Genomic DNA, 24,754 nt, shown 5'->3' with positions numbered 1-24,754 from the left:
GTTTTATTTGTTTTTAAAATACCAATTTTCGTGTAAATACGAAATTTTGACAAATTCGGACAAGCATATACGCTTTAACCAACTTCGTCTATGTTTTTTATTTTTATTTTTATTTTTATTTTGCAAAACCCCCTTCCTTCGCAGTGACCACCATGGAAGGTGGAAATGTGCTACAGATGAAAGGAACATCTGGCACCCATGCGATCAGGGATAAATACTCTGACCTCCACGGGTCAGTGCTACTCCCGATAGCACTCAGACATTCCCCATATCCCTATGGGTCAAGGAGGAAATGCCATGAAATGTATGGAACCTCTCTAAGAAGAGAGTGGCCATGTATAAATCCCTTCCTTCGCAGTCCATGCGATCAGGGATAAATACTTCCATGTATAAAAAAACCGCCATATTGACGGTTTTTCATTGACTCTAATCGAGTCCTAATACCTGCTGCATGTCATAAAGACCAGGATCTTGATCAACAAGCCAGGATGCGGCACGCATAGCACCATTGGCAAAGGTCATTCGACTCGACGCCTTATGAGTGATCTCTATTCGCTCACCGATATCGGCAAACATGGCCGTGTGTTCACCAACCAGATCACCGGCACGAATGGTTGAGAAACCTATCGTTTCACGATCTCGTTCGCCCGTGATCCCTTCACGGCCATACACCGCACATTTTTCAAGATCACGGCCTAAAGCCTCGGCAATGACTTCACCCATCTTAAGCGCCGTTCCCGATGGTGCATCTTTCTTATATCTATGGTGACCCTCGATAATCTCGATATCGGTGTAATCACCCATCACCTTCGCCGCAACCTCAAGTAACTTCCACATAAGGTTAACACCGACAGCCATATTAGGTGCCATCACAATGGGTGTCGATTCTGAGTAAGCCGAAATCTGCTCTTTTTGAGCATGATTGAAACCGGTAGTGCCAATGACAATGGCTTTACCGTTTTTAGCACACCAATCGGTATGGACTATGCTCGCTTCAGGAGAAGTGAAGTCAATAAGGATATCGAAGTCATCGACAACCTTATCGAGTGAATCCGTAATAGCGACATTCATTGCACCCACACCAGCAAGCTCACCCGCATCCACACCAATTAATGTCGAACCAGCCCTTTCGATGGCTGCTCCCAACAAAATACTCGGTTGTTGTCTGGCGGCTTCGATAAGAGTTCGTCCCATGCGGCCACTACCGCCCGTAATAGCCACTCTTACTGGTTCACTCATCATCTGTTTCCTTATGTAAGTCACTCTTGCTAACACTGCCACTTAGATAGACTTGATGCAGCACTTATATTTAATTCAAAAAAAAGCCTAAGCATTGGCTTAGGCTTTTAGAATTACAGAATTTCGAGTAATTCGACTTCAAATACGAGAGCCGAATATGGCGGGATAGATGCGCCAGCACCTCGCTCGCCGTAAGCTAAGTGATGAGGAACATATAACTTCCACTTAGTGCCTACAGGCATAAGCTGTAATGCTTCTGTCCAACCAGCGATAACACCCGATACCGGGAATTCAGCAGGCTGATCACGAATAACAGAGCTGTCGAATACATCACCATTGATGAAAGTACCGTGGTAATGAGTACGAACTGTTGAATCAAGACCAGGCTTATCACCCTTACCTTCAGTGATAACTTCATACTGTAGCCCAGACTCCAGAGTCTGAACACCATCACGCTTGGCATTTTCTGCAAGGAAAGTTTCACCTTCAGCAGACGCAGCTTCTGCAGCCGCTTCTTGTACTTTCTGAATACGCTGACTGATCTCAGTAAAAGCAACTTGAAGATCTTGCATAGCGACTTGGCTTTCTATGCCATCAAATGCATCTGAAAGACCTAGCTGTACAGCAGAGATATTGATACCTTCGAATGAGTTTGCAGCTAATTGCTCGCCTAGTTGACGACCAACACCGTAGCTTGCTTGCTCTTCAATAGTAGTGAACTTGTCAGACATAATAATTCTACTCTCAATGATTCAATTAATTTCGCGCGAAACTCTACCATAATTCCGGCTAAGATTCTTTATAACTAATAGATTATTTCGTAAATTGACAGCTGTTTTTAACCTCGTGTTTACTGGCCTGATATAAGGGCATCACTTGCTGCTGCATCTTAGTTAAATCATCGATTCGATGTCCGTGCGAAGGGTGTGTAGACAATAACTCTGGCCCCTGATCTCCACCATGTTTTGCCATATTTTGCCATAATGCGATACTTTGACTTGTATCGAAGCCTGCGCGTGCCATTAATTCTACGCCCATGATATCCGCTTCACTCTCCTGCTCTCTTCCGTAGGGTAAAATAAATCCAACTTGTGCCCCTAAGCCCAAAGCCGCCATATACAGCTCTTTATTACTGATCCCCCCCGCACCGAGTGCCGCATCAGCAATTTGCATCCCTATACCGGAAAGTTGTGCTCGCGAAACCTGTTCATTACTGTGTTTGGCCAGCACATGTGCCACTTCATGGCCAATAACCGTCGCTAATTGATGCTGATTCTCAGCAACATTTAGTAAGCCGGAATAGACGCCGATGTGCCCTCCTGGCAAAGCAAACGCATTGACTTGCTCGGATTCAAACACAACGACATCCCAAGGTGAACCGGAATTTGGCAGCACTGCCGTGATTCGGTTGGCGACACAATCTACATAGCGGTTTATCGCCGCATCCTGACTTATTTTTTCCTGTTTTTTTATTTGAGCAAACGAGCTAGTGCCCATCTGTTCCAACTCTTGAGAGGAGAAGAGTAATACCTGATTTCGCCCCGTCGGTGATTGATGTGTGGCACAGCCACTCAAAAACACGAGAGTAGTGAATAGGATAAATAAGGTTTTCATAGATGATAATCCTTTATATCGGCTAAGAATTTGTAGCTAAAGACAAAGCAGAGAAAGTAACGAGTTACGAGTTTAAGATTTAAATTAGACGATAAAAGCTGAGAAAAAGATAGCGTAATCTATGACTCTTCTAGCTCCTAGCCCCTAGCCCCTAGCTCCTAGCCCCTAGCTCCTAGCTCCTAGCCCCTAGCTCCTAGCTCCTAGCTCCTAGCTCCTAGCTCCTAGCTCCTAGCTCCTAGCTCCTAGCTCCTAGCTCCTAGCTCAGCATTGAGACACAAAAAAGCCCCGCATTAGCGAGGCTTTTTTATATAGCAAAATAGACTTTAGCTATTCAGGTCTTGAAAGAACTTCTTCACGCCGTCGAAGAAACCTTCAGCCTTAGGGCTATGCTTCTTAGATGATGAACCGGTTAAGGTCTCATCGAATTCACGCAGTAGTTCTTTTTGACGCTCGTTTAGCTTAACAGGCGTCTCCATCACAACCTTACACAGCAAGTCACCGACCGCATGGCTACGTACAGACTTAACGCCTTTACCGCGCATACGGAACATACGACCCGTTTGTGTCTCGGCAGGGATCTTAAGGTTAACTTTGCCATCTAAAGTAGGCACTTCAATTTCACCGCCAAGAGCAGCTTTACTGAACGAAATAGGCACTTCGCAATACAGATTATTACCATCACGTACGAAAATAGCATGCTCGCGCACGCTTACCTGTACATACAGATCACCAGGAGGTGCACCGAACTCGCCCGCTTCACCTTCACCAGAGAGGCGAATACGATCGCCGTTATCGACACCCGCAGGGATCTTAACAGATAAGGTTTTGCTCTTCTCGACTCGACCTTCACCATGACACTTGTTGCACGGATCTTTAATGATCTTACCGCGACCATGACACGTCGGACAGGCCTGCTGAACGGCAAAGAAACCTTGACGCATCTGAACTTGGCCTTGACCATGACAGGTTCCACATGTAGTGGGCGATGTGCCTTTCTTAGCACCGCTACCGTCACAGGAATCACACGCAGCCAGTGTAGGAATACGCAGTTCTTTAGTTAAGCCTTTAACCGCCTCTTCGAGAGACAGCTCAAGGTTATAACGCAAGTCGCTACCACGGGCAGCTTGACGTTGACCGCCACCACGGCGCCCACCACCGAAGATATCACCGAAGACATCGCCAAAGACATCACCGAAATCGGCATTGCCACCAAAACCACCGCCACCGCGGTTAGGATCGACACCAGCATGACCAAACTGATCATAGGCCGCTTTTTTATCCGCGTCCGTCAGGATTTCGTAGGCTTCTTTCACCTCTTTAAAGTTGGCTTCTGCCTGCTTATCACCTGGGTTACGATCAGGGTGAAATTTCATGGCTAAACGCTTGTAAGCCTTTTTAATTTCACGTTCGCTGGCGTCACGGCTGACGCTTAGTACTTCGTAATAATCTCGCTTTGACATAATCTCACGCTTTCTGTGCTGAAGTTGTAGCTGAAGTTCCAGCTAAAATTGCAACTAAACTTGAAACAACGGGCGTTAGAGTAAAACTCATAACGCCCGCATAAAATAATTTAGGGGTTAGCCTACATTATTTTTTGTCATCTTTCACTTCTTCAAACTCAGCATCAACAACATCTTCATCTGGTTTAGCTGCTTGTGCTTCACCTTCAGGAGCTTGCTGGCCCTGCTCAGCTTGTGCTTTAGCTTGGGCAATTTCCATCAACTTTGAAGACGCTTCCATTAGCTCTTGAGTTGACTTCTCGATTGCTTCTTTGTCGTTACCCTTAACCGCGGTATCGACTGCAGCCATTGCAGTTTCAATCTTCTCTTTCTCATCGCTTGGTAATGCTTCACCAGCTTCTTCGATCTGCTTCTTAGTCGCATGAACCATGCCATCGGCTTGGTTACGTGCAGTCACTAGCTCTTCGAACTTAGCATCTTCATCAGCATGAGCTTCAGCATCACGAACCATAGCTTCAACTTCTTCTTCGCTTAGGCCAGAAGAGGCTTTAATGGTGATGTTCTGCGCTTTACCGGTTTTCTTATCGGTTGCAGAAACATGCAAGATACCATCGGCATCAATATCGAAACCCACTTCAATTTGTGGCGTACCGCGTGGTGCAGCTTGGATACCTTCCAGGTTGAATTGACCCAGAGACTTGTTACCGCTTGATTGCTTACGCTCACCCTGAAGTACGTGAATTGTCACGGCACTCTGGTTATCATCAGCAGTTGAGAATGTTTGTGAAGCTTTAGTCGGGATAGTGGTGTTCTTCTCGATAAGCTTAGTCATTACGCTACCCATAGTCTCAATACCAAGAGACAGAGGTGTAACGTCTAGTAGAAGTACGTCTTTTACATCACCGGAAAGTACACCGGCTTGAACTGCAGCACCGATTGCAACCGCTTCATCAGGGTTAACATCTTGACGAAGTTCTTTACCGAAGAACTCAGACACTTCAGTACGTACTTTAGGCATACGAGTCTGACCACCAACAAGAATCACTTCGTTGATATCAGAAACTGATAGGTCTGCATCTGCAAGAGCAACTTTTAGCGGCTCAAGAGTACGAGTAATAAGGTCTTCAACTAAAGATTCTAATTTAGCACGAGTGATCTTAACCACTAAGTGCTTAGGACCTGTTGCATCGGCAGTGATGTAAGGCAGGTTCACTTCAGTTTGTGATGCACTTGAAAGCTCAATTTTCGCTTTCTCAGCCGCTTCTTTCAGACGTTGCATCGCTAGCGGGTCGTTACGTAGGTCAAGAGATTGCTCTTTCTTGAACTCGTCAGCTAGATAGTTGATTAGACGGCTATCGAAATCTTCGCCACCTAAGTGAGTGTCACCGTTAGTCGCAAGTACTTCGAATGTCTGCTCACCGTCAACACTGTCAATTTCGATGATAGAGATATCGAAAGTACCACCACCTAAATCGTAAACAGCAACAATATTGTCACCTTGCTTCTTGTCGATACCGTAAGCAAGTGCAGCTGCTGTTGGCTCGTTGATGATACGCTTAACTTCAAGACCGGCGATACGACCAGCATCTTTAGTTGCTTGACGCTGTGAATCGTTGAAGTATGCAGGAACAGTAATAACGGCTTCTGTCACTTCTTCGCCTAAGAAATCTTCGGCAGTTTTCTTCATCTTCTTCAGAGTTTCAGCAGAAACTTGTGGCGGAGCCATCTTCTTACCATGAGCTTCAACCCATGCATCGCCATTGTCGGCACCGATGATTTTGAAAGGCATGATGTCAACATCACGCTGGACTTCGTCATCTTTAAAGCGACGACCGATAAGACGCTTAATTGCATAGAAAGTATTTGTTGGATTTGTTACAGCCTGACGCTTTGCAGGTTGACCCACTAAGATCTCTTCGCCAGTGTAGGCGATGATTGAAGGGGTAGTACGATCGCCTTCGGCATTCTCCAATACGCGTGGTGTGTCGCCGTCTAATACAGCTACGCAAGAGTTTGTTGTGCCTAAATCGATACCAATAATTTTACCCATGGGGTGCTCCTGAAATCTTTTATATATAAAAGCTAAATTCGTTATCTGATTGGAGATATGGGGACGGACTAAACTATTTTCAAGCCTTAATGTTGGCTTAAGCTTCGAGTCCTGAGTTTCCCGATATCTTTCCTTAACACCCTATATTGGGTCGTTGATATCGAATACAAGGGGAAATAGGTAAAAATTGTGACATCGTTAATTTTTTTGATCGCGAACTCACAATCACCAAAGAGGATACCGTATAATGGATACAATTATGAGGGTGACGATTTTTTTAGTTCAAAACTAACCATATAATCGGCATCGAGTTGTCTCTATCTGTTCGCTTCTGTAAGAGTAAAAAATGAAACAGTCCAATCAGGCTTACCTGTACGGCATCGGCGCTATCTGCCTTTGGTCTACTGTCGCCACCGCCTTTAAGTTGGCATTAGCCCACTTCACTCCATTGCAGTTGGTGTTTGTCGCCGTGCTAACCTCAATATTTGCCTTAGGTCTTATTCTTACGGCCCAGCGTAAACTAAGTCTGATAAAGACACAGTTTTCTCAACGCCCTCTGTTTTATCTGCAGACTGGATTACTCAACCCGTTTCTCTACTATCTTGTCCTGTTTAAAGCCTATGATCTTCTTCCTGCTCAACAAGCACTCTCGCTCAATTACACCTGGGCCATCTTACTGCCACTGCTTTCGGTGCCTTTATTAGCTCAGAAGCTGAGAAAGAGTGATATGACTGCTGCAGTCATAGCGTATTTAGGCGTATTCGTCATTGCCACCAATGGTGAGCTGACAGGGTTTTCATTTGAGAGTGGTACCGGAGTCATGCTGGCACTGACCAGTACATTACTCTGGTCGCTCTATTGGATAGTCAACACTAAGGACAAGGGCGATCCTGTTGTCAGCCTACTCCTCAGCTTCCTCGTGGGCTTCCCGTTCATCTTGGGCGCCTTGTTATTCACTCAAGAGCTGCCAAGTTGGAACGCTCAGGCCTTCGCTGCCGGCATCTATGTGGGTCTGTTCGAAATGGGCGTCACCTTCGTGCTCTGGTTAGTGGCTCTGAAAAAGACCGACCGCACCGCCAGCATCAGCACTATGGTGTTTATGTCTCCGGTCATGTCTATCGGCTTTATCGCCTGGATATTGCAAGAGGAGATAGCTAAATCTACCTATGTAGGACTGTTTCTGATCCTGATTGCACTTGCCCTACAGCAGTTATTACCTCATCTGAATAAGCTGCGTTCAAAAATTCGCACCTCCGGCGAATCAATATAGACAAGCTCTGAACCCAATAAGAAGCCCACATAGTGTGGGCTTTTTATTGGGATGATGTTACTGCCGGTATTACTGCTGGTATTACCGATTGTGTTAATAATGTTCAACTTCAATCTGCCCCACTCCGACATTCACGTTTAATTGGCCAAAGCCTGTACCCTCTTCATTGTAATAAGCTTGCCTGACAAAACTACGTTCAACAGCGACCCTCTCTCCCAAATTCCGTACCGATACCTCTCCAACGCCGGATTCAAGGGAAGTCGTACTATAGATGATGTTATGTTTCACCTGAGCATGGCCTACACCCAGATCGATATCGATATCGTTTTCCATGTTAGAAACCTCTACATTGCCGACACCAACATTGAGGTTAACCGCCGCCTGACGGGGAAGGTAAATTTTCCACTCCTGCTTAATATCATCCTGCTCGTTCAGTTTAAGGGTAACCCTTTTAGTACTCTGATCGACATCCAACTCGACACCACTGATATCCGCACTCCCCCAGAGTGTGAACCAGCTGGTCTCTGTCTGACTCACGACGACTTCTACTCTGATCTCTTGTTCATCGGTGGCAAAGATCTCCGCCGAACCGACATCAATATCGAGTACCACTTCCTGACCACTATAGTTATACAGTTGGCTCAATGTTCTATCTGTATCGGCCTGAACCGACGTGATAGCCAATGTTGAAAAAGCCGCTGAGATCACAAAAAAACTACTCAGGGTCGCTGTAAGACATTTTTTTATTAACTTGTTCATTAGTGCCATCCTGTCATTGAATTCCCTTGGAATACATACAGATAAAGCAAAAGCCAAGCCAAGTTTATTTTTTAATTGTATTTCAAACAATTAACCAAGCTGAATTGTTTGGTTAGGTGGTTTAGATGAAGTTTACTAGTGAATTGCGCTAAGGCTTGGCAAATTTCACCAAAAGGGCATTAACTTGTCAGATAACAAGTTTCAAGTATCTCTAGCTTAATCATTTAACTTTATGGTTTTTTGTTCGATATAGGCTGGCATGGCTTCAAATGAATCTATAGCCTGCGGCTCGCTGAATGTGCAGATACTTCTTCGGCACGCTGCAAGTACATCCATGTAAGCTCGACGGTGGCATCCATGCCACCAACGTCCTCATCCGTATCTACACTTGAGTGTTTATTTCTTCGATTTGGATTTACCGGTAAAACAGAGGGGCACTCAGTATCAGGCGGGGATTAATTAAAGCCTGTAAGCTAACGAAGGAGCTTTGGGTGGGATGAAGTACCTGAAATAGCAGAGTATAAAACTCACCTTACCCAAGAAAACCTTCCATCAACCTACTTCAGTTAGCTGATTGATTAGTATGAAAAAGTATCGATTGACTATCGACAATATTTAAAGCACATGCCTTTGTCAGAAGGTGGTTACGGTTTACCACATTAAATTGAGATCTCAGTACATCGAGGTGGTAGTCTACCCCTCTTCGAGTGATATAGAGCTCCTCTCCAACCTCTGCACCAGTAATCCCTTCAGACAACATCTGCAATATCCTTTGCGACTTGGCGGAGATGATTCCTGTATTGGTCCATGGATTTAATACCTCAGAATGCTCTGTATTGAACCTCTGATGAAAATTAGCGAGCAAATTCTTCAATGCACGCGAATTTTTTGCCAATTCAAATTGAAGAGCATCGTTAGTAAGTTGGCTTTCTAATTCGAAAAAACCCATGAAGCCACTGCCATCCAGAGATGGGACTTCATAGATAACCGAGGAGCTAAGTCCAATATGCCGATAGGCCTCTCTCACCCGCTGCTGCACCGGATCTTGAATGTCCTCTGAATTAATTTCCAACTCCCAGCTAGGTTGACGATAAAAACCTGTGTACTTATCCGCCTGTTTAGATAGAAACCAATCCATAACCGACATTAATGCCCTCGAGTTTGAAGAGCAGTAGTGCATTTTTCTCATGCGCTTTGGTTTGAGCTTGGTGTAACTAAGCTTTTCTGCCACCGTCTTCGAACATGAACTTAATCTATCTTCATGTTGATAGAAGCTGGTGTAATAGAAGGCATTGATACCAAACTTCTGCAGCTCTTGCTGAAGTATCTCCCCCCACCTCGAATCAATACGGTACTTATTGAAAAACATAATCCTCCCCCAAGGCCTAATTTCAACACTCTATCTTTACACTTTCATTACGCTTTTTTAGTGTGGAAATGCACACTAAAGCAAAGCCCCCTTTAAATGTGAGGGAGAGTTCACGATCGTAATATTTTTGGGAGCTGTATGACAACTAACACAGATGGAGTCCGATATTCCCCCAACTCCTTAGGATTATCTCTCGGAGCCGAAGATAACAAGCTAATCATGGCTCATTAAAGTGATAAAGCTCTCAGAACAGCTCATTTCGTGTTCGAGTTCAAAGAGTATTTAAAACACAAAAAGTCGTAGCCAAATGCACACTCCTTTACGCGCTGCCATGCTCTACTCTCATTTTTGCAAAACAATTACAAAATTTGCTTCCATAAAATAAAAAGTAACATTAACAGATATGAGTATGATGATATGAAACCAATGACCATGATGCTATTTGCAGCCTTGTCAGCGACCTCTTTATCGGGTTGCGGCGGCAGCGATAAGGGCGAAACAGAAAAACCAGTCACTCCTCCCATCGGCGACATAAACCGTCCACAAGAAAATGTATTTGGCGCCCAACCAAAATATACAATGGTGGGCAAGTCTTTCAATTTCTATTGGAATGAGAAAGATGGAATGATATTTTTTGAAGGTGGCGCAGAATTTAATCCGCCACAATCGGAGCCAATTGATATCTCAGGTGATGAGGTGTTACGTTGGCTGGATGAAAATCACGGTGGAGAATCCATCAAAAACCAATATGTAAAAATGTTTAAACCCGGTGTATTTACCGAGTTTGATGTTCTCGCCTATGTAACGGAGAATCGAAAAGCGGAGATCTGTCAGCGTTGGGAAAAACCAAGTAACTGCGAGGTAAACTTTACCTACAACTGGTCAGAAGATCGCAGAAGCTTCGATTATGCCATCAATGGAGAGAGCAACTGGTTAGCAGTTCAAGATTACTCTGGCGGCATTGAAGATCCCGTACTTGAACTCGTTACAGCGTCCAGACCGGATGAAGTCATTGTCAAAAATAAGATGTCCATGGGTGTTTACCCATATCCTATCGATGAGGTAGAGCTATACCAAGAGGCTCAGCGCCAGGAGATTGAACGTCTTAATAAAAATGGCGGTAAGGTCATCATTCCTGCAACCTTTGTTCAGACAGGAATGAAACATTATAAAGGCATCAATTTCTATCAAAAGTATATCAAGGTATACGCCGGTAGTATGTGGGCACCTTCAGAATATACTGATGATATCGATGAGGCTCAACTCGATGACAATGGTCGCCCCATGTATCACACGGGCTATGATGATGAAGAAGGTAATTTTGTTGGTCTTGGAATTTCGGGTCTGTTGTACTGGGATTATACGCCGGATTATATGATCCCAAATGTGGAGGTTACGGCTCATAACCTACGTCCCGATCTCTACTATGATGGTGTCATCACCATGGCTGACTTTGTATTGTCATTGAATGATATAAATGGTCACTCCGGCGACTTAATCAAGTGGCCTACACTGGATACCGGTTCAGAGGTCGATACTTATGCCGTTAATGGCATCGATGGGCTTTACTCGAGTGGTTTTTATGGATGGAACTATAACTGGACCCACTCCATGATTCATGATGCGTTCCAGACCAGTCCCTGGGATAGCTCACCACATATAGTTGCAGACTCTGCCATTCTTGCGAGCCCGGATCTATTGGTATTTCAGTATGCCAACTTTTATGAATCATACTATGAAGTACAAAAGTTTATTCAGGGTGATAAAAACGATCCCTATGTCAATACCCGCAAAGCGGTACTTGATCCAATGTCACCATTAACTTCTGCTCATTTTGGCTGGAAAGTTGCGGATTGCTCAATGTGCCACTCCACTCAAGATATGGATTATGGTTCCCATAACGGGCTGAATACGGATGAACTACTCGAGCCTGCCAAATGTGCCGAGTGTCACGGCAACAATGGTGCACCAAAGGGGCATGACCAAAAAGCCGGCTGCTATCGTTGTCACTTCGATATGGTTGGTCACGCCGATGCTATCGAAGTAAACGGTTCGTCTCATCCTTTCGAAAAAGATGGGATCAGAGTGAGTAAAGTGATGCCCGACCCTTATGCTTGCGTAAGCTGCCATTACAATGAAAATGACATCTTAGTCGGCGGTAAATAGTCCATTATTTGCCCACATATAAAAATGCCGCACTGAGGTTAGTGCGGCATTGTTCAAACATCAATCCAGCGAGCGGTACTCACAAAGTACCTCAACTAAAGCAGCTCAGCTTAGGCTATTTCCCGCCAGGCTCAGCAAACTTGTTCATCCAGTCTTCCACTTGGTTATACCAATAAATTGAATTATTCGGCTTCATGATCCAATGGTTTTCATCAGGGAAGTAGATCATTCGAGATTCAATACCGCGGGTTTGCAGGGTGCGGAATAATTCGAACCCCTGCCCCACAGGGACACGGTAATCCAGCTGGCCATGCACCACTAAGGTTGGCGTATTAAAGTTCTTAGCACCGTAATGGGGTGAAATCGCTTTATAAATCTCAGGCTTCTCCCAGTAACTACCAAATCGAGTGCTATGCACTGAGAAATCCGCCGCCATCTGCGAATACATGTTATATACCGCAGCATGGATAAACAGGGCATTAAACGGATGCTCCTGCCCTAAGATTATTGAGGTTAGGTAGCCCCCATAACTTGCGCCACCAGCCACTAAACGCTCATCATCGATCCACTCTTTTTGCGTAAACCACTCGGTGGCTTTAAACACATCTTCCAATGACTTGTTCTTCCAATCGGGGTTAATACTGTCGGTATAATCTTGACCGAAGCTATTAGAACCGTGGAAATTAGGCCATGCGGTAACATAGCCCCAGGAGGCAAATGTCTGTGCATTCCAGCGGTAATGGAAACCATCAGAGATAGCGCCGTGTGGACCACCGTGGATCAGCATCATCAACGGATACTTCTTGCTGCTATCGAATCCTGGCGGATAATGCACCCACATCTGTACATCTTCATCGTTGTAACCTTTATAGGTTACCGACTCATAAGTACCCATATCGACATCGGCAAGTATATCGTCATTAAAACTATCTAAACGGGTTGTTTTACCATTATCAGGATTAATTTTTACTACGCGAGCCGGATATAGAAAGCTATCGTTTGCAGCAACTAAGGTACCGTCTTTAGCTATTGAAGGTTTACCGAAATTTGTTTGTTTGGTGATAGGCTTTATTTTGCCATTTTGGCCATTGATATGATAAATGCGGCGGGTTGCAGCATCGTCAATAGCGGCATAAAATCCCTTGCTGTCCGCTGTCCAGCTAAAACGAGTAACTGAGCGGTCCCAGTCGGTGGTAATTTCACGTTCAGTACGTTTGTTCAGATCAAGCAACACCAAATTGGCGGTATCTGCATAAAAACCATGAATAAGCTGACGAGTGAAGGCTAACGTTTTACCATCGGGGCTAAAAGTCGGGTTAGTGTCTGGCGCTTCATTTTTTGGGGTTAAGTTTTCCACTTTATCGCTACCAACCTTTGCCATAAAGATATCAACTTTAGGATCGACCTGGTTTGCCGAGCCATTGCTATTAAAGGCAATCAGACCTTCATCAGCAGAAATATCGTAATTCGCAGCACTTTGAGATGAGCGAGGTAACTGTCTATTCAGCGGTTGTGTGATCGCTTCAACCTCCCCCCCCTTCGCAGGAATACGGAAAACGTGCGCCTGGCGGTCCTCCTCAATCCAGTGATCAAAACTAGAGTAAGGCAGCGCGTTCCATTGACGTGCAGACACTTTATCGTCTTCATTGGCTTTTAACTGCTCAGCCATTTCGTCCCAGTTTTTACCGGGGAAAACACGGCTAATAAAGTAGATATGCTCACCCACCCACTTCACGCCTTTAACACCACCCGGTACATTGGTGAGTCGCTGCGCTTCACCTGGGCTATCCATCGGCAACAGATACACCTGCCCGGCTTCGTCTTTATCACGCTTGCTCACAAAAGCTAATGTCTTACCATCAGGCGAGAAAACCGGCTCACTGACAAGCAGACCTTCAGCAGTTATTGGCCGCTGGTTAGAACCATCTTTAGCAAACAACCAGAGTTGAGTCGCACCTTTGTCTTCAGGAACATCATATTGAGTAACAGGTGCAATAATATACTCGCCCAGTGGCGAAACAATTGGACTACCGATACGCTTTAACTGCCACAGCAGATCGACAGATAGTGTTGTAGCTTGTTCAGGTTTCGCCTGCTCAGGCTTAGCTTGTTCAGCAAACGCCGATGCAACAGGCAGCAAGATGCACAACAGTAGAATTCCGACTTTCTTCACGGTTCTTCTCCTTGATTGGATTATTATTTTTGTTATTGCCAACACAAGAAGGCAACGCAGCGAGTGATGAATAGCGATCAAATTAACATTTACCGGGCGGGACGACCATCACCTTCACATCAACACAAAGCCATTGTCATGCTTAACAATTAAATAAAGCTTAATCAGGGGGAAACAAAGGGGGGCTTAACTAAGTAAACAGGCCTACAATTCTGTTGTATTTACCAATACGCTCAACTCTAAATAGTACCAACCGCATATATACCTTCAAGCTGGCTCCCACTTTTTACCAAAAAAAAGTTCAGAATAACGGCAGCTGAGTGCTTGAGATGCTCCTCCTAACTCCGAACTCCCAACTTCCGACTAAGGGACTATACTTTTGAGTCATATCCAGTGCGACTCTTACAAAAAATTGAGTTGCGACAAGATCACTACCGGAGGCGAGAAGATGTTATTTTTAATCTATTGGGAATTGAATGAAGAGACAGATGCCTTAGCCAGACTGAAGGCGGCTGAAAAACTGACCGCGGCAGAGTTATTTCCACCGCAAAACGTAGAAGTGCTCAGGTTTGATACGACACCCGATCTGTGGGGAGTGACCCTGGTAGAAGCTGATGATGTCGGGAGCGTTTCGAATGTCATCAATTCCTGGCGTATCGCATGTCCGGGAATATTTAAGTCGACCAAAATATCTCCCGCTCGCCCGGTTCAGGAAGCTATGGAGTCGGCAGCAGGCATGATTAAGAAGTTAAGTTAACAACTAAAAAGGAAGCCAGCGAGCTTCCTTTTTAGTTCATATACAATAGCATCAAAAACAAAGAACGTAGTAAATTAGACAGGTCTAAAAATACAGTATTATTAACCGGTAAGGTGTAATCGAAGAAATAAATCACCAAGTGTAGATGCGGCTGCGAGCTTCCAAAACATGGAGGTTTTGGTAGAGCTCACATGGAAGTGTTCACGGCGACTCGCAGAAGTATCAACACTTTAGGCGAGCCGCAGGCTATAGATAGCAGTGAATGTACGACTTTCAAAAACACCGCTCAATACCAAAGAAGCAAAACAAAAATGTAATTCAGTTTCATTCGAAGCTGATTAGCTTCTTGCTGTATATTCCCCAACACCGATCCACTTATAGGTGGTCAACGCCTCGAGTCCCATAGGGCCACGAGCATGCAACTTCTGAGTACTCACCGCAACTTCGGCGCCAAGGCCAAATTGACCACCATCGGTGAAGCGTGTGCTGGCATTGACGTACACCGCCGCAGAGTCCACTGCATTAACAAAGTGGGCCGATGCGTGAATATTGTCGGTTAAGATCCCTTCAGAATGGCCACTCGAATAGGCTCTGATATGGTCGATAGCGGTGGCGATATCTCTGACAACCTTGATGCCTAAGGTGAGTGATAACCACTCTTGCCCATAGGTCTCTTCAGTCGCGATTGAGATGGCTACGCCCTGTTTTTCGGCGATAGTTTGCGCTTGTTGGCAACCATAGAAACTGACGCCAGATGCAGCAAGGTGAGTATAAAGCTGCGGCAATAGCTGATCCGCGATTGACTCGTGAACTAAGACAGTATCGAGCGCATTGCAGACCGTTGGACGCTGAACCTTTGCATTGGCAATGACCTCTATCGACTTAGCGATATCTGCATCTTTATCTGCGTAGAGGTGGCATATTCCTATGCCCCCCAAAATAACCGGTATCGTCGCCTGCTCCGCACACAGACGCTGCAAGTTTTGACCACCTCGAGGCACGATCATATCGACGAATTGGTCGAGTTTAAGCAGCCCGCTGACTAAGGTTCTGTCAGGACTTTGAATGAGCTGTACGCTATCTGCCGGCAAGCCTTGCTCAACGACGGCGGCGCGAATCGCTTCGCTCAGGGCAAGATTAGATTGCAGCGTCTCTTTACCCCCTCGCAAGATAACGGCATTACCGGTTTTCAGTGCCAGCACGGCAATATCGACGGTCACATTGGGGCGCGCCTCATAGATAACCCCGATCACTCCCAGCGGCACGCGACGACGTGATAATCGCAGGCCATTATCTAAAACCTGGCTTTCCAGCTCGGTACCTACCGGATCGACTAAATTAATTACATTATCGATATCACTGATCACGCCTTGCAGGCGTGACTCATCGAGCAGCAAACGATCGATCATGGCGTCATTAAGGCCATTATCTCTCGCAGCGACAACATCTTTTCTATTGGCTGCCAGGATGGTGGCACTATTTTTTGTCAAGCTGCCGGCAATGGCGCTCAATAACGCCTGTTTCTGTTGGCCGGTCAATCCCGCTAAGGCATAGCTTGCCTGCTTAGCCTGTTGTCCCAGTGTTTGCAGATAAGCTGCATTATTCTCAATCACGTCACATCACCTTCATTTTCAAAGGACCTGAATTTCAGGTCCTGTAAACTTTAATTCTAAAGCACGACCATATCATTACGGTGAACCACGGCATCACCATAATCGTAGCCAAGCAGGGACTCGATATCATCCGAGTGCTTACCGGCTATCTGATGCAGATCTTTGGCACTGTACCGGCTCATGCCCCGCGCAAACTCTTTGCCATCACTATCGACAAGCTGCAGTGTTGCGCCTCGTTCAAACTTACCTTCGACACTAACGATGCCCTTAGAGAGCAAGCTTCTCCCCTTTTGCGTCACGGCACTTTGGGCGCCTTGATCCAATATCAACTTACCTCTGGTTGCCTGACCGGCTAAGATCCACTGTTTACGGCTCTCCAATGGATTTTCCAGTGCCGTAAAGTGAGTACCTACAGACTCCTTGCAAACGGCATCTTGTATAACTTTAGGATGATGTCCCGATGCAATAATCACTTCGACGCCGGCGCGTCTCGCAATATCGGCCGCCTCGAGCTTGGTTGCCATGCCTCCGGTTCCAAGACCTGAGACGGCGCCACCAGCGAGGAGACGCAGGCTGTCGTCGATATTAACCACTTGCTTAATGAGTTTCGCATCGGGGTTCGAACGAGGATCGGCATCGAAAAGCCCCCGTTGATCGGTTAACAGTATCAAGAGGTCCGCATCACAGAGCAAGGCCGCTCGGGCTGAAAGGTTATCGTTATCACCGACCTTGATCTCATTGGTCGCCACGGCATCATTTTCATTGATGATAGGGATAATTCCGTGGTCCAACAGCGCATTGAGAGAGTCTCGCGCATTCAGATAACGCTCTCTGTCATGAAGGTCGGCCCGGGTTAATAGCAGTTGACCCACATGCAGGCCGTAGATGCTGAACAGTTGCGCCCAGGCTAAAATGAGTTGGCTCTGCCCTACTGCGGCAAGAAGCTGTTTATTGGCTACGGTATCGGGGAGTTCGGGGTAGCCCAGATGTTCACGGCCGGCGGCAATTGCCCCAGAGGTACACAGTACGACCTCAACTCCGGCCTTCATTAACGCCGCCATCTGTCTGGCTAATTCAACCATATGCGCCTTATCCAACTGGCGACTGCCGGATGTAAGTACGCTTGTTCCCAATTTTACCACTACGCGGCGGTAACCAATCTCACTTAAGTTCATTTTAAAAATAGTAAATAATGCCGAACTTAGCGTTATACCCAATCCACGGTGAAATTGATAGCTAATGAGTTAAAAGATTAACATCTTGGCGCTTAACAGCAGGTTTTAAAATGCCTGCTGAGCGTACTTTCAAGCCTGAAGACAAATAATATCTCTATCCAGAGAACGTTTTATAACTACGGTATTTTACCTTGAAGAAAATAATATAAAACACAGGCACAATTACTAATGTCAGCACTGTTGCAACCCCAAGACCAAACATCACTACCGCGGCAAGAGATTCAAAAAAAACATCGGTAATTAACGGTAACACACCCAAAATGGTGGTGACTGCCGCCATACAAACGGGCCTGACTCGGCTAACCGTGGACTCAAATACCGCCTCGAATACCTCCGTACCCGATTCGATTTCTGTATTAATCTGATCTAACAACACAATCCCATTTTTCAATAACATGCCCGATAGACTTAACATTCCCAATAAGGCCATAAAACTAAATGGTTTATCAAGGACCAATAACCCTGAGGTAATACCAATAATGGCTAAAGGCACACAACACCAGATAACCAGGGGCTTACGTACCGAATTGAAAAGAAAAACGGTGATCAGGAACATAAATAAAAAGCCCATGGGTAAAGTCGCAAACAGAGACTCTTGAGCGTCATTGGATGATTCATATTCTCCCCCCCAACTGAGCTCATAACCGGATGGGAGCTCGATAGCTTCGACGCTGGGCTTCATCTTCGAGAATAACTCAGCAGGCAATATGTCATAGGCAAAATCGGCATCTGCAAACACTGTGATGGTACGTTTACGATCTCTGCGCTGAATAATAGGATCTTCAAACTTTACATCAAATCCATCCACGATCTGCTGCATAGGAACATAGGCTCCCAGTACGGGACTCCAGATCCTAAGGCTCTCCAGTGAACCGATATCGACACGTTCCTCTTTGGGTAAGCGAGCCACTATCGGTAACAGGGTCGTTCCCTCTCTGTAGAGACCGATCTTAAATCCGGCAAAAGCAAACTTAAGGTTTTCATCGACATTACTTTTCACTATACCTAAACGACGAGCCTGGGATTCGTTAAAGCGAGGAGAGATGTACTTGACACGTTCGCGCCAATCATGGCGCACATTAACCGTTCCAGGAGTGCTATTAAAGATCGTCATGATCTGAGATGCAATCTCCCTCAGTACATCCGGATCAGCGCCACTGACTCTCGCTTCAATTTTTGCATCGGTGGAGGGACCAATTTCCAGACGTTTAAACTTAAACTGTACTTGAGGGAAGCTAGCTTCAACTTGTTCACGATAGGCTGTCATTGCGGGCAGCAAGGTATCAAAGCTTGTGGTTCGTAACGCCAGTTGTGAATAGGAGGAGTAGTTCTTCTCCGGAGCATAGGTCAACAGGAAGCGCGGGAAGCCCTTGCCTACTGTCGAAGCTGCAAATTCAACATTATCGACTTGGGCCGCCATCGATTCCATCTCTTGTGTGACTAGCTGTGTCTCACGGATATCAGTTCCTTCAGGCAACCAAACATCGACAAGAAAGATTGGCGTCGTCGATGGTGGGAAAAAGGACTGTTTCACATAGGAGAACCCCGCCAGAGAAACGACGAAAGCCGTGCACACCAGAAAGACGCTAAGCCAACGAAAACGCATACAGAGATCTAACAGCCCTTTATAGGCCGTAAAAAATGCACCGCCATAGGGATCCTTCTCTTCTCCCTGAACAATAGGTTCCCCCTCGGGTCCAAAGAAAAGTTGCGCAAAGAAGGGGGTGATAGTGATGGCCGTTATCCAGGAGAGAAAGAGTGAAAACAGCAGAACCCAAAACAGTGAACCGGCAAACTCCCCCGTTGCATCGGGCGACAGTCCAATCGGCGCAAAGGCTGTAATGGCGATAACCGTGGCTCCAAATAGCGGCCACATGGTCTGTTTGACTATCGCTTGCGCCGCTTCTAAAGTTGTTTGCCCTCGCTGGCGACCAATTAAGATCCCCTCGACCACCACAATGGCATTATCCACCAACATACCCAGCGCGATGATCAAGGCCCCCAAAGAGATCCGCTGCAGTTCTATTTCTGCCTGTAACATTAATATAAAGGTGCCTAGACAGGTTAAAAATAGGATTAAACCGATCAAAACCCCACTCTTTAATCCCATAAACACAAGCAAGACGCCAATCACGATCACAACGGCCGCGATTAGGTTCCAGACAAAACTGCCCACCGATTGATCGACCTCTTCGGGCTGATTGTACATGGTTGCTATCTTCATCCCCGCGGGGCGGGCATCGTCAATTTCGGCTAACTTTTCGGCTACGGCTTCCCCGACCAGGACCACATTCACCCCGGATGAAAATGAGACGCCGATATTGATGGCGCTATCTTGATTAAAACTCAACACATCACTTGGAATATCCTGAAAACCACGCTTTATGGTGGCTACATCTCTCAAATAAATAAGCTTAGCACCAGCGGCACCAGGAATAATCAGATCGCCAAGTTCGGTCACCGTTTTAAAACCGCCACTGGTTCGGATCCTCAGATTATCGCCAGAGACACGAATATTACCCGCATCAGACACCATATTCTGAGAATTCAAAAGATTACTAATGGTTGCGGGATCGATATTTGAATTAGAAAGCTTGTTTAATGATATCTCCAGAAAGATCTGTTCCTGTTGAGCCCCCGCCAGTGATACCTTGCCAACACCGGGAACCAACTCCAACTCACGTTTCACAAAATCAACATAGTCGAGCAGGTCTCGATAGCTGTAATCAGGCCCGCTGACCATATACATGATGCCATATACATCACCGAAATCATCATTCACCATTGGCGGATTCACCCCCGGTGGCAACTGAGCCGACATGTCATTCACCTTACGGCGTAACTCGTCCCAAATTTGCGGCAGTTCATTTGGGCCATAATGATTTTTCATTGTGACCGTTATCTGTGATAATCCCGAAGTACTCAAGGAGCGGATCTTATCCACATAGGGCAACGCCTGAATCGCCTTCTCTATGGGGTAGGTCACCTCTTCCTCAACCTCGGTTGAAGTTGCCCCATGGTAGAGGGTCACCACTACGGCATCTTTAATGGTGAAGGGTGGATCTTCTAACTGACCCAGGCCCGTAAAAGCCATTAGACCACCTATGAGTAAGATCAGTGAAAACATCCAGCTGATCACCGCATTTTTGACAAAGTACCCTGCTACATTCATCGCGACTATCCCTTAATCAGCTCAACTCTCTGCCCGTCAACTAAACGCTTACCACCACTGGTGATTATCACCTGCCCGTCGGCTAAGCCTGCAACCACTTCAATAGTGTCACCGACAATAACCCCTAGCTTGACCCGCTGATATTTGACGCTGTGGCTGTCCGCTTGGTACAACCATACACCAGCCTCTTGCTCACTAATTTCACTACCGTCTCGCATCAACACCGCATCGATTGGCACCAGATGTTGGCGGCTATAGGTATAGGTCAAGTTACTTAAATTGGCTTTTACTTTTGCAGGCATCCCTTCGAGTACCTTATATTGTTCATCCAAAGGCACGGCAAGCGTGGCAATAAAAGTATAAGAGGAGGGATCTTTTTCCGTATTCATCTCTAAGATAGTGCCTTTAAAGACAACTTCCGGATACGCATCAAAAGTCACGTCATACACCTGCCTTTGTGCCTTAATATCGTTACGTTTAGACACGGCAAGCAAGATATCGGGGATCTGAACCTCGACATCGATGCGTTCAATTTTGTGCATGGTGACAATAGCGGAGCCGGGCTGAACATTTTCGAATGACTCCAGGAGGACATCGCTGACAACGCCGTCAAATGGTGCCCGTAACTCAGTGTAATCCAAGTATAATTGAGCTTGTCTGGCCTCGGCACGAGAAACTAAATATTGCGCGTTTATCTGATCATACTCCGATTGCGCAACAAGCTGTTTATCCACTAACAGCTTGACCCGCTCGGCTTGTTTACGAGAGACCTCCATCCTGGCGGTGCGATCGTTTAACGCAATTTCATAATCCCGCTTGTCCAATGCCGCCAGCAAGTCTCCCTTTTTTACCCGCTGACCTTTCACAACAGGTATGCTGCCGATTCTGCCATCGACTCGAAATGAAAGCGGGGTTAAATCCTGGGCCCGAGCCACCGCATTAAACTCTCTAATCACTTGATTATTGGACTTTGGCAGGGTGTATGTTTCAACCCGTGCAACATAAGGTTCAATCACCACAGGCTCACTGCAGCCCATAAGTAAAAGCCCGCAACATAAGCATGAGGCCATAAGAATTTTCATATCAAAGCCCTCTCTCTTTCACCCAGCGCACAGCGTTTTGGCCATCGACTAACTCCGAAGCCCCCGCAACCACTAGCCAGTCACCATCATTTAAGCCTTTAACTATCTGATTTGACTCTATAACTACAGCTACTTTTTCTACTCGATTAAGCCCTTCGAGCCATCGAAATACATAGCTTTGTCCTTGCTCTTCAATAACGGCGCCCTTTGAAACTACCTGCAGCCCCCCGCGAGCATCGGTGGGAAGCAGTGCTTTCACACTGGCAGCCATCCCCGGTAATACATTAAGCTTCTCAGGTATGGGTAAGGTCACTATCACGGTATAGCTTCCGGTGCCGGGGTCGGCTACGGTATTGAGCTCCTTCAGCCTAGCTTCAAACCACTGTTCACGACTGTCAAACTTCACTTTAATAGCAGCATGCTCTCTATCGAATCGGTTCAGGCGTTGTAATGCGCCAATAAATTGTTCGGGTAGTTGAAAGCTGACATCGACTGCAGTCTCGGTTTGGATCCCCAATACCGGCTCCTGCAACTGCGCAAACTGAAAGACACGCATATAACGCTTAGATATCACACAATCATAGGGAGCCAATAAACGGGTATAGGCTAGATCAGAATTTGCTTTATCCAGTGCAGCCTGTGCCACGGTATAATCACTCTTTGACTGATCATAATCATTGCGTGACACAACCCCCTGCTCTACCAAGTTGCTCGCCCGCTGAAATAAGACTTTAGCCAGCTCAAATTGGGCCTTAGCCACCTCTCTTTGCTGCTCATAAATGGCCGAGTCTAATGTGGCGAGCGGATCCCCCATACGCACTTCATCACCGGGGCTAACCAGGATACTGGCTATCTCGCCCGTGACACGAAACGAGAGTACAGCCCGATCAGATGCCCTCACCTCTCCGGGTAAGATACGCTCTCGAGTGCCCTGTCCATAAGCAAACGGAGTCACCTTTACCGGACGAAAGTGAGTAGGTGGGTCTTCGGACAACACAGATCTCACAGGCAAACTAAAAGACAAACAGAGAAAACCGATAAGGAGTGTAGGCAACAGGCTGAAATTTGTTTTCATGGCGAGGCGTCCAATGTCACGCAAAAGTAGGCACAACGTTACCAGAGTGTAGTAAAAAAAAGCATCCTCCTGTTTTTAAATACATAAACATCTGTCCGAATTTGCTAAAAATTGATCTAGCTTATCCGTTGCAGTAAGTATTTAAATCAAAGCTGATAGGATATTTGGAGTGGTAATGGGAAGTGTAAGCCGATTTTGACTCGAACTTTGTTGATTAAAAAAGGGGAAGTTCGAACAAACTGGCAGAGTCTCACGCTGAATATGAATCGTGAGACTCTCAGTCTAAGGCCTATTTAGCTAATCAGCCATAGACAAATTTGGCAATAAACAGCGCCGCTAAAACAAGTACGCCTAAACTCAAGTCTCTGTATCGCCCACTCAAGAGTTTAATGACGGCATAGGAGATAAAGCCCATCGCAATGCCCGTGGCAATCGAGAAGGTCAGTGGCATCAAGATACAGACCACGACGACGGGGGCCGCCTCGGTTAAGTCTTCCCACTCGACATGTACCAGTCCCGACATCATCAAAATAGCCACGTAAAACAGGGTTCCCGCGGTAGCGTAGGCTGGAACCATTCCCGCGAGTGGCGAAAAAAACAGGGAGAACAAGAACAGCATGCCTACCACGACGGCGGTTAAACCAGTACGCCCGCCCGCACTCACCCCCGCGGTACTTTCGATATAACTGGTCGTTGTTGACGTTCCAAGCATAGCGCCGGCAATCGTCGCCGTGCTGTCAGCAGTCAATGCACGGTTCAATCTGGGAAGACGTCCCTTATCATCCAAGAAACCTCCCCTCTGTGCCACGGCAACCAATGTCCCAGAGGTATCAAACAGATCAACAAACAGAAAGGCGAATACAACCGAGAGCATACTCACTTCCAGTACACTGGCGAGATCCATCTTCATAAAGGTAGGCATTATAGAGGGAGGGGTCGACATCACCCCTTGATATTGAACATCGCCAAACAGGATCCCTAATACTGTTATTGAAAGAATACTCACGATAACGGCAGACTTCATGCCACGGTGCACCATCGCAATGATCATAAAGAAGCCCAAGATGGCCATCACAGCAGGAAAAGCGGTCACATCTCCCATGGTCACGAGTGTCGCCGGACTGGCAACGACAATCCCGGCACTCTTCAGTCCTATCAAGGCAAGGAAAAGACCGATACCGGCCGCAATACCTAAACGCAGCGACATAGGAATACTATTTACAATCCACTCTCTGATCTTAACCAGAGACAGGACCAGGAAGCAGATCCCCGACAGGAAAACCGCCCCGAGTGCCGTTTCCCAGCTATAACCCATCTCCCCGACCACCGTATAGGTAAAAAAGGCATTCAAGCCCATGCCTGGAGCGAGCGCAATGGGATAGTTAGCCACTATCCCCATAATCAAACATCCGATAGCGGCAGCCAGACAGGTCGCAACAAAAACGGCACCATGATCCATACCGGCATCAGCTAACATCATAGGGTTAACAAAGATAATGTAAGCCATGGTTAAGAAGGTCGTTAATCCCGCTACAACCTCTTGCTTTAACGATGTTTGGTTTTCTTTTAATTTAAATAATTTTTCTAACATGGAACTGGGTTCCTTTTATTTTTATAGTTGTAAGTAGGGTGTATTGATTGAATCTCTAGCCGAGGATATGACCCGGAACTGAGCATTTTATTATGTAGGTACAAAAATGATGCAAATAAGATAGAGAGA

Annotated in this window: 17 protein-coding genes; 3 read left to right on the top strand and 14 right to left on the bottom strand. The window is 46.1% G+C overall.

Annotated features, from left to right (window positions below; all coding sequences use genetic code 11):
* Positions 1–426 precede the first annotated feature (426 nt).
* The 5 genes from dapB to dnaK form a co-directional block, all read right to left on the bottom strand.
* Complete coding sequence (gene dapB, locus EKG38_RS20765) at positions 427–1,239, bottom strand: 4-hydroxy-tetrahydrodipicolinate reductase (RefSeq protein ID WP_126522770.1); 813 nt, start codon at positions 1,237–1,239, stop codon at positions 427–429.
* A gap of 113 nt (positions 1,240–1,352) precedes the next feature.
* On the bottom strand, positions 1,353–1,970 hold the full coding sequence (bamJ, locus tag EKG38_RS20760) for a BamJ family beta-barrel-assembly machinery protein (protein ID WP_126522709.1): 618 nt from the start codon (positions 1,968–1,970) through the stop codon (positions 1,353–1,355).
* An 82-nt stretch (positions 1,971–2,052) separates the two neighbouring features.
* The gene (locus EKG38_RS20755) at positions 2,053–2,853 is read right to left on the bottom strand and encodes a M48 family metallopeptidase (protein WP_126522706.1); all 801 of its coding nucleotides are present in this window, start codon (positions 2,851–2,853) and stop codon (positions 2,053–2,055) included.
* Positions 2,854–3,176: 323 nt separating this feature from the next.
* Positions 3,177–4,313, bottom strand: coding sequence for a molecular chaperone DnaJ (gene dnaJ, locus EKG38_RS20750; RefSeq protein ID WP_126522703.1), 1,137 nt, complete (start codon positions 4,311–4,313; stop codon positions 3,177–3,179).
* A gap of 127 nt (positions 4,314–4,440) precedes the next feature.
* Entirely contained in the window at positions 4,441–6,363 is a 1,923-nt protein-coding gene (dnaK, locus tag EKG38_RS20745; RefSeq protein ID WP_126522701.1) for a molecular chaperone DnaK, read from the bottom strand.
* Positions 6,364–6,709: 346 nt separating this feature from the next.
* On the opposite strand from dnaK, the gene EKG38_RS20740 reads away from it, so the two are divergent.
* Positions 6,710–7,633: a DMT family transporter gene (locus EKG38_RS20740; RefSeq protein WP_126522698.1), complete on the top strand. Its 924-nt coding sequence runs from the start codon at positions 6,710–6,712 to the stop codon at positions 7,631–7,633.
* 93 nt (positions 7,634–7,726) lie between these two features.
* On the opposite strand, the gene EKG38_RS20735 is transcribed toward EKG38_RS20740, so the two are convergent.
* Both EKG38_RS20735 and EKG38_RS20730 read right to left on the bottom strand, forming a co-directional pair.
* A complete protein-coding gene (locus EKG38_RS20735; RefSeq protein WP_126522695.1) occupies positions 7,727–8,392 on the bottom strand; it encodes a hypothetical protein in 666 nt (221 codons plus the stop codon).
* Positions 8,393–8,954: 562 nt separating this feature from the next.
* Entirely contained in the window at positions 8,955–9,761 is an 807-nt protein-coding gene (locus EKG38_RS20730) for a helix-turn-helix transcriptional regulator (RefSeq protein WP_126522692.1), read from the bottom strand.
* A 417-nt stretch (positions 9,762–10,178) separates the two neighbouring features.
* On the opposite strand from EKG38_RS20730, the gene EKG38_RS20725 reads away from it, so the two are divergent.
* The gene (locus tag EKG38_RS20725) at positions 10,179–11,927 is read left to right on the top strand and encodes a cytochrome c3 family protein (RefSeq protein WP_126522690.1); all 1,749 of its coding nucleotides are present in this window, start codon (positions 10,179–10,181) and stop codon (positions 11,925–11,927) included.
* Positions 11,928–12,042: 115 nt separating this feature from the next.
* Here EKG38_RS20725 and EKG38_RS20720 read toward each other — a convergent pair whose 3' ends face one another.
* Entirely contained in the window at positions 12,043–14,100 is a 2,058-nt protein-coding gene (locus tag EKG38_RS20720) for an alpha/beta hydrolase family protein (protein WP_126522687.1), read from the bottom strand.
* A 448-nt stretch (positions 14,101–14,548) separates the two neighbouring features.
* Here EKG38_RS20720 and EKG38_RS20715 point away from each other — a divergent pair, with 448 nt between their 5' ends.
* Positions 14,549–14,857 (top strand): DUF3303 family protein, encoded by a 309-nt coding sequence (locus EKG38_RS20715; RefSeq protein ID WP_126522684.1) that lies wholly within the window; start codon positions 14,549–14,551, stop codon positions 14,855–14,857.
* A gap of 338 nt (positions 14,858–15,195) precedes the next feature.
* On the opposite strand, the gene EKG38_RS20710 is transcribed toward EKG38_RS20715, so the two are convergent.
* The 6 genes from EKG38_RS20710 to EKG38_RS20685 form a co-directional block, all read right to left on the bottom strand.
* A complete protein-coding gene (locus tag EKG38_RS20710) occupies positions 15,196–16,470 on the bottom strand; it encodes a glutamate-5-semialdehyde dehydrogenase (protein WP_126522681.1) in 1,275 nt (424 codons plus the stop codon).
* Positions 16,471–16,526: 56 nt separating this feature from the next.
* On the bottom strand, positions 16,527–17,645 hold the full coding sequence (proB, locus tag EKG38_RS20705) for a glutamate 5-kinase (RefSeq protein ID WP_126522678.1): 1,119 nt from the start codon (positions 17,643–17,645) through the stop codon (positions 16,527–16,529).
* 154 nt (positions 17,646–17,799) lie between these two features.
* Entirely contained in the window at positions 17,800–20,877 is a 3,078-nt protein-coding gene (locus EKG38_RS20700; protein WP_126522675.1) for an efflux RND transporter permease subunit, read from the bottom strand.
* A gap of 5 nt (positions 20,878–20,882) precedes the next feature.
* Positions 20,883–21,959, bottom strand: coding sequence for an efflux RND transporter periplasmic adaptor subunit (locus EKG38_RS20695; protein ID WP_126522672.1), 1,077 nt, complete (start codon positions 21,957–21,959; stop codon positions 20,883–20,885).
* Position 21,960: 1 nt separating this feature from the next.
* Positions 21,961–23,034 carry an efflux RND transporter periplasmic adaptor subunit gene (locus EKG38_RS20690; protein ID WP_126522670.1) on the bottom strand — a complete coding sequence of 358 codons (1,074 nt, stop codon included), beginning with the start codon at positions 23,032–23,034 and terminating at the stop codon, positions 21,961–21,963.
* Positions 23,035–23,335: 301 nt separating this feature from the next.
* Positions 23,336–24,625, bottom strand: a complete 1,290-nt coding sequence (locus tag EKG38_RS20685; RefSeq protein WP_126522667.1) for an NCS2 family permease — start codon at positions 24,623–24,625, stop codon at positions 23,336–23,338.
* Positions 24,626–24,754 lie beyond the last annotated feature (129 nt).

It is taken from the genome of Shewanella canadensis, assembly GCF_003966225.1.
Taxonomy (GTDB): Bacteria; Pseudomonadota; Gammaproteobacteria; order Enterobacterales; family Shewanellaceae; genus Shewanella; species Shewanella canadensis.
The sequence above is the reverse complement of the archived record's forward strand: the minus strand, read 5'-3'. Positions and strand labels throughout refer to the sequence as shown.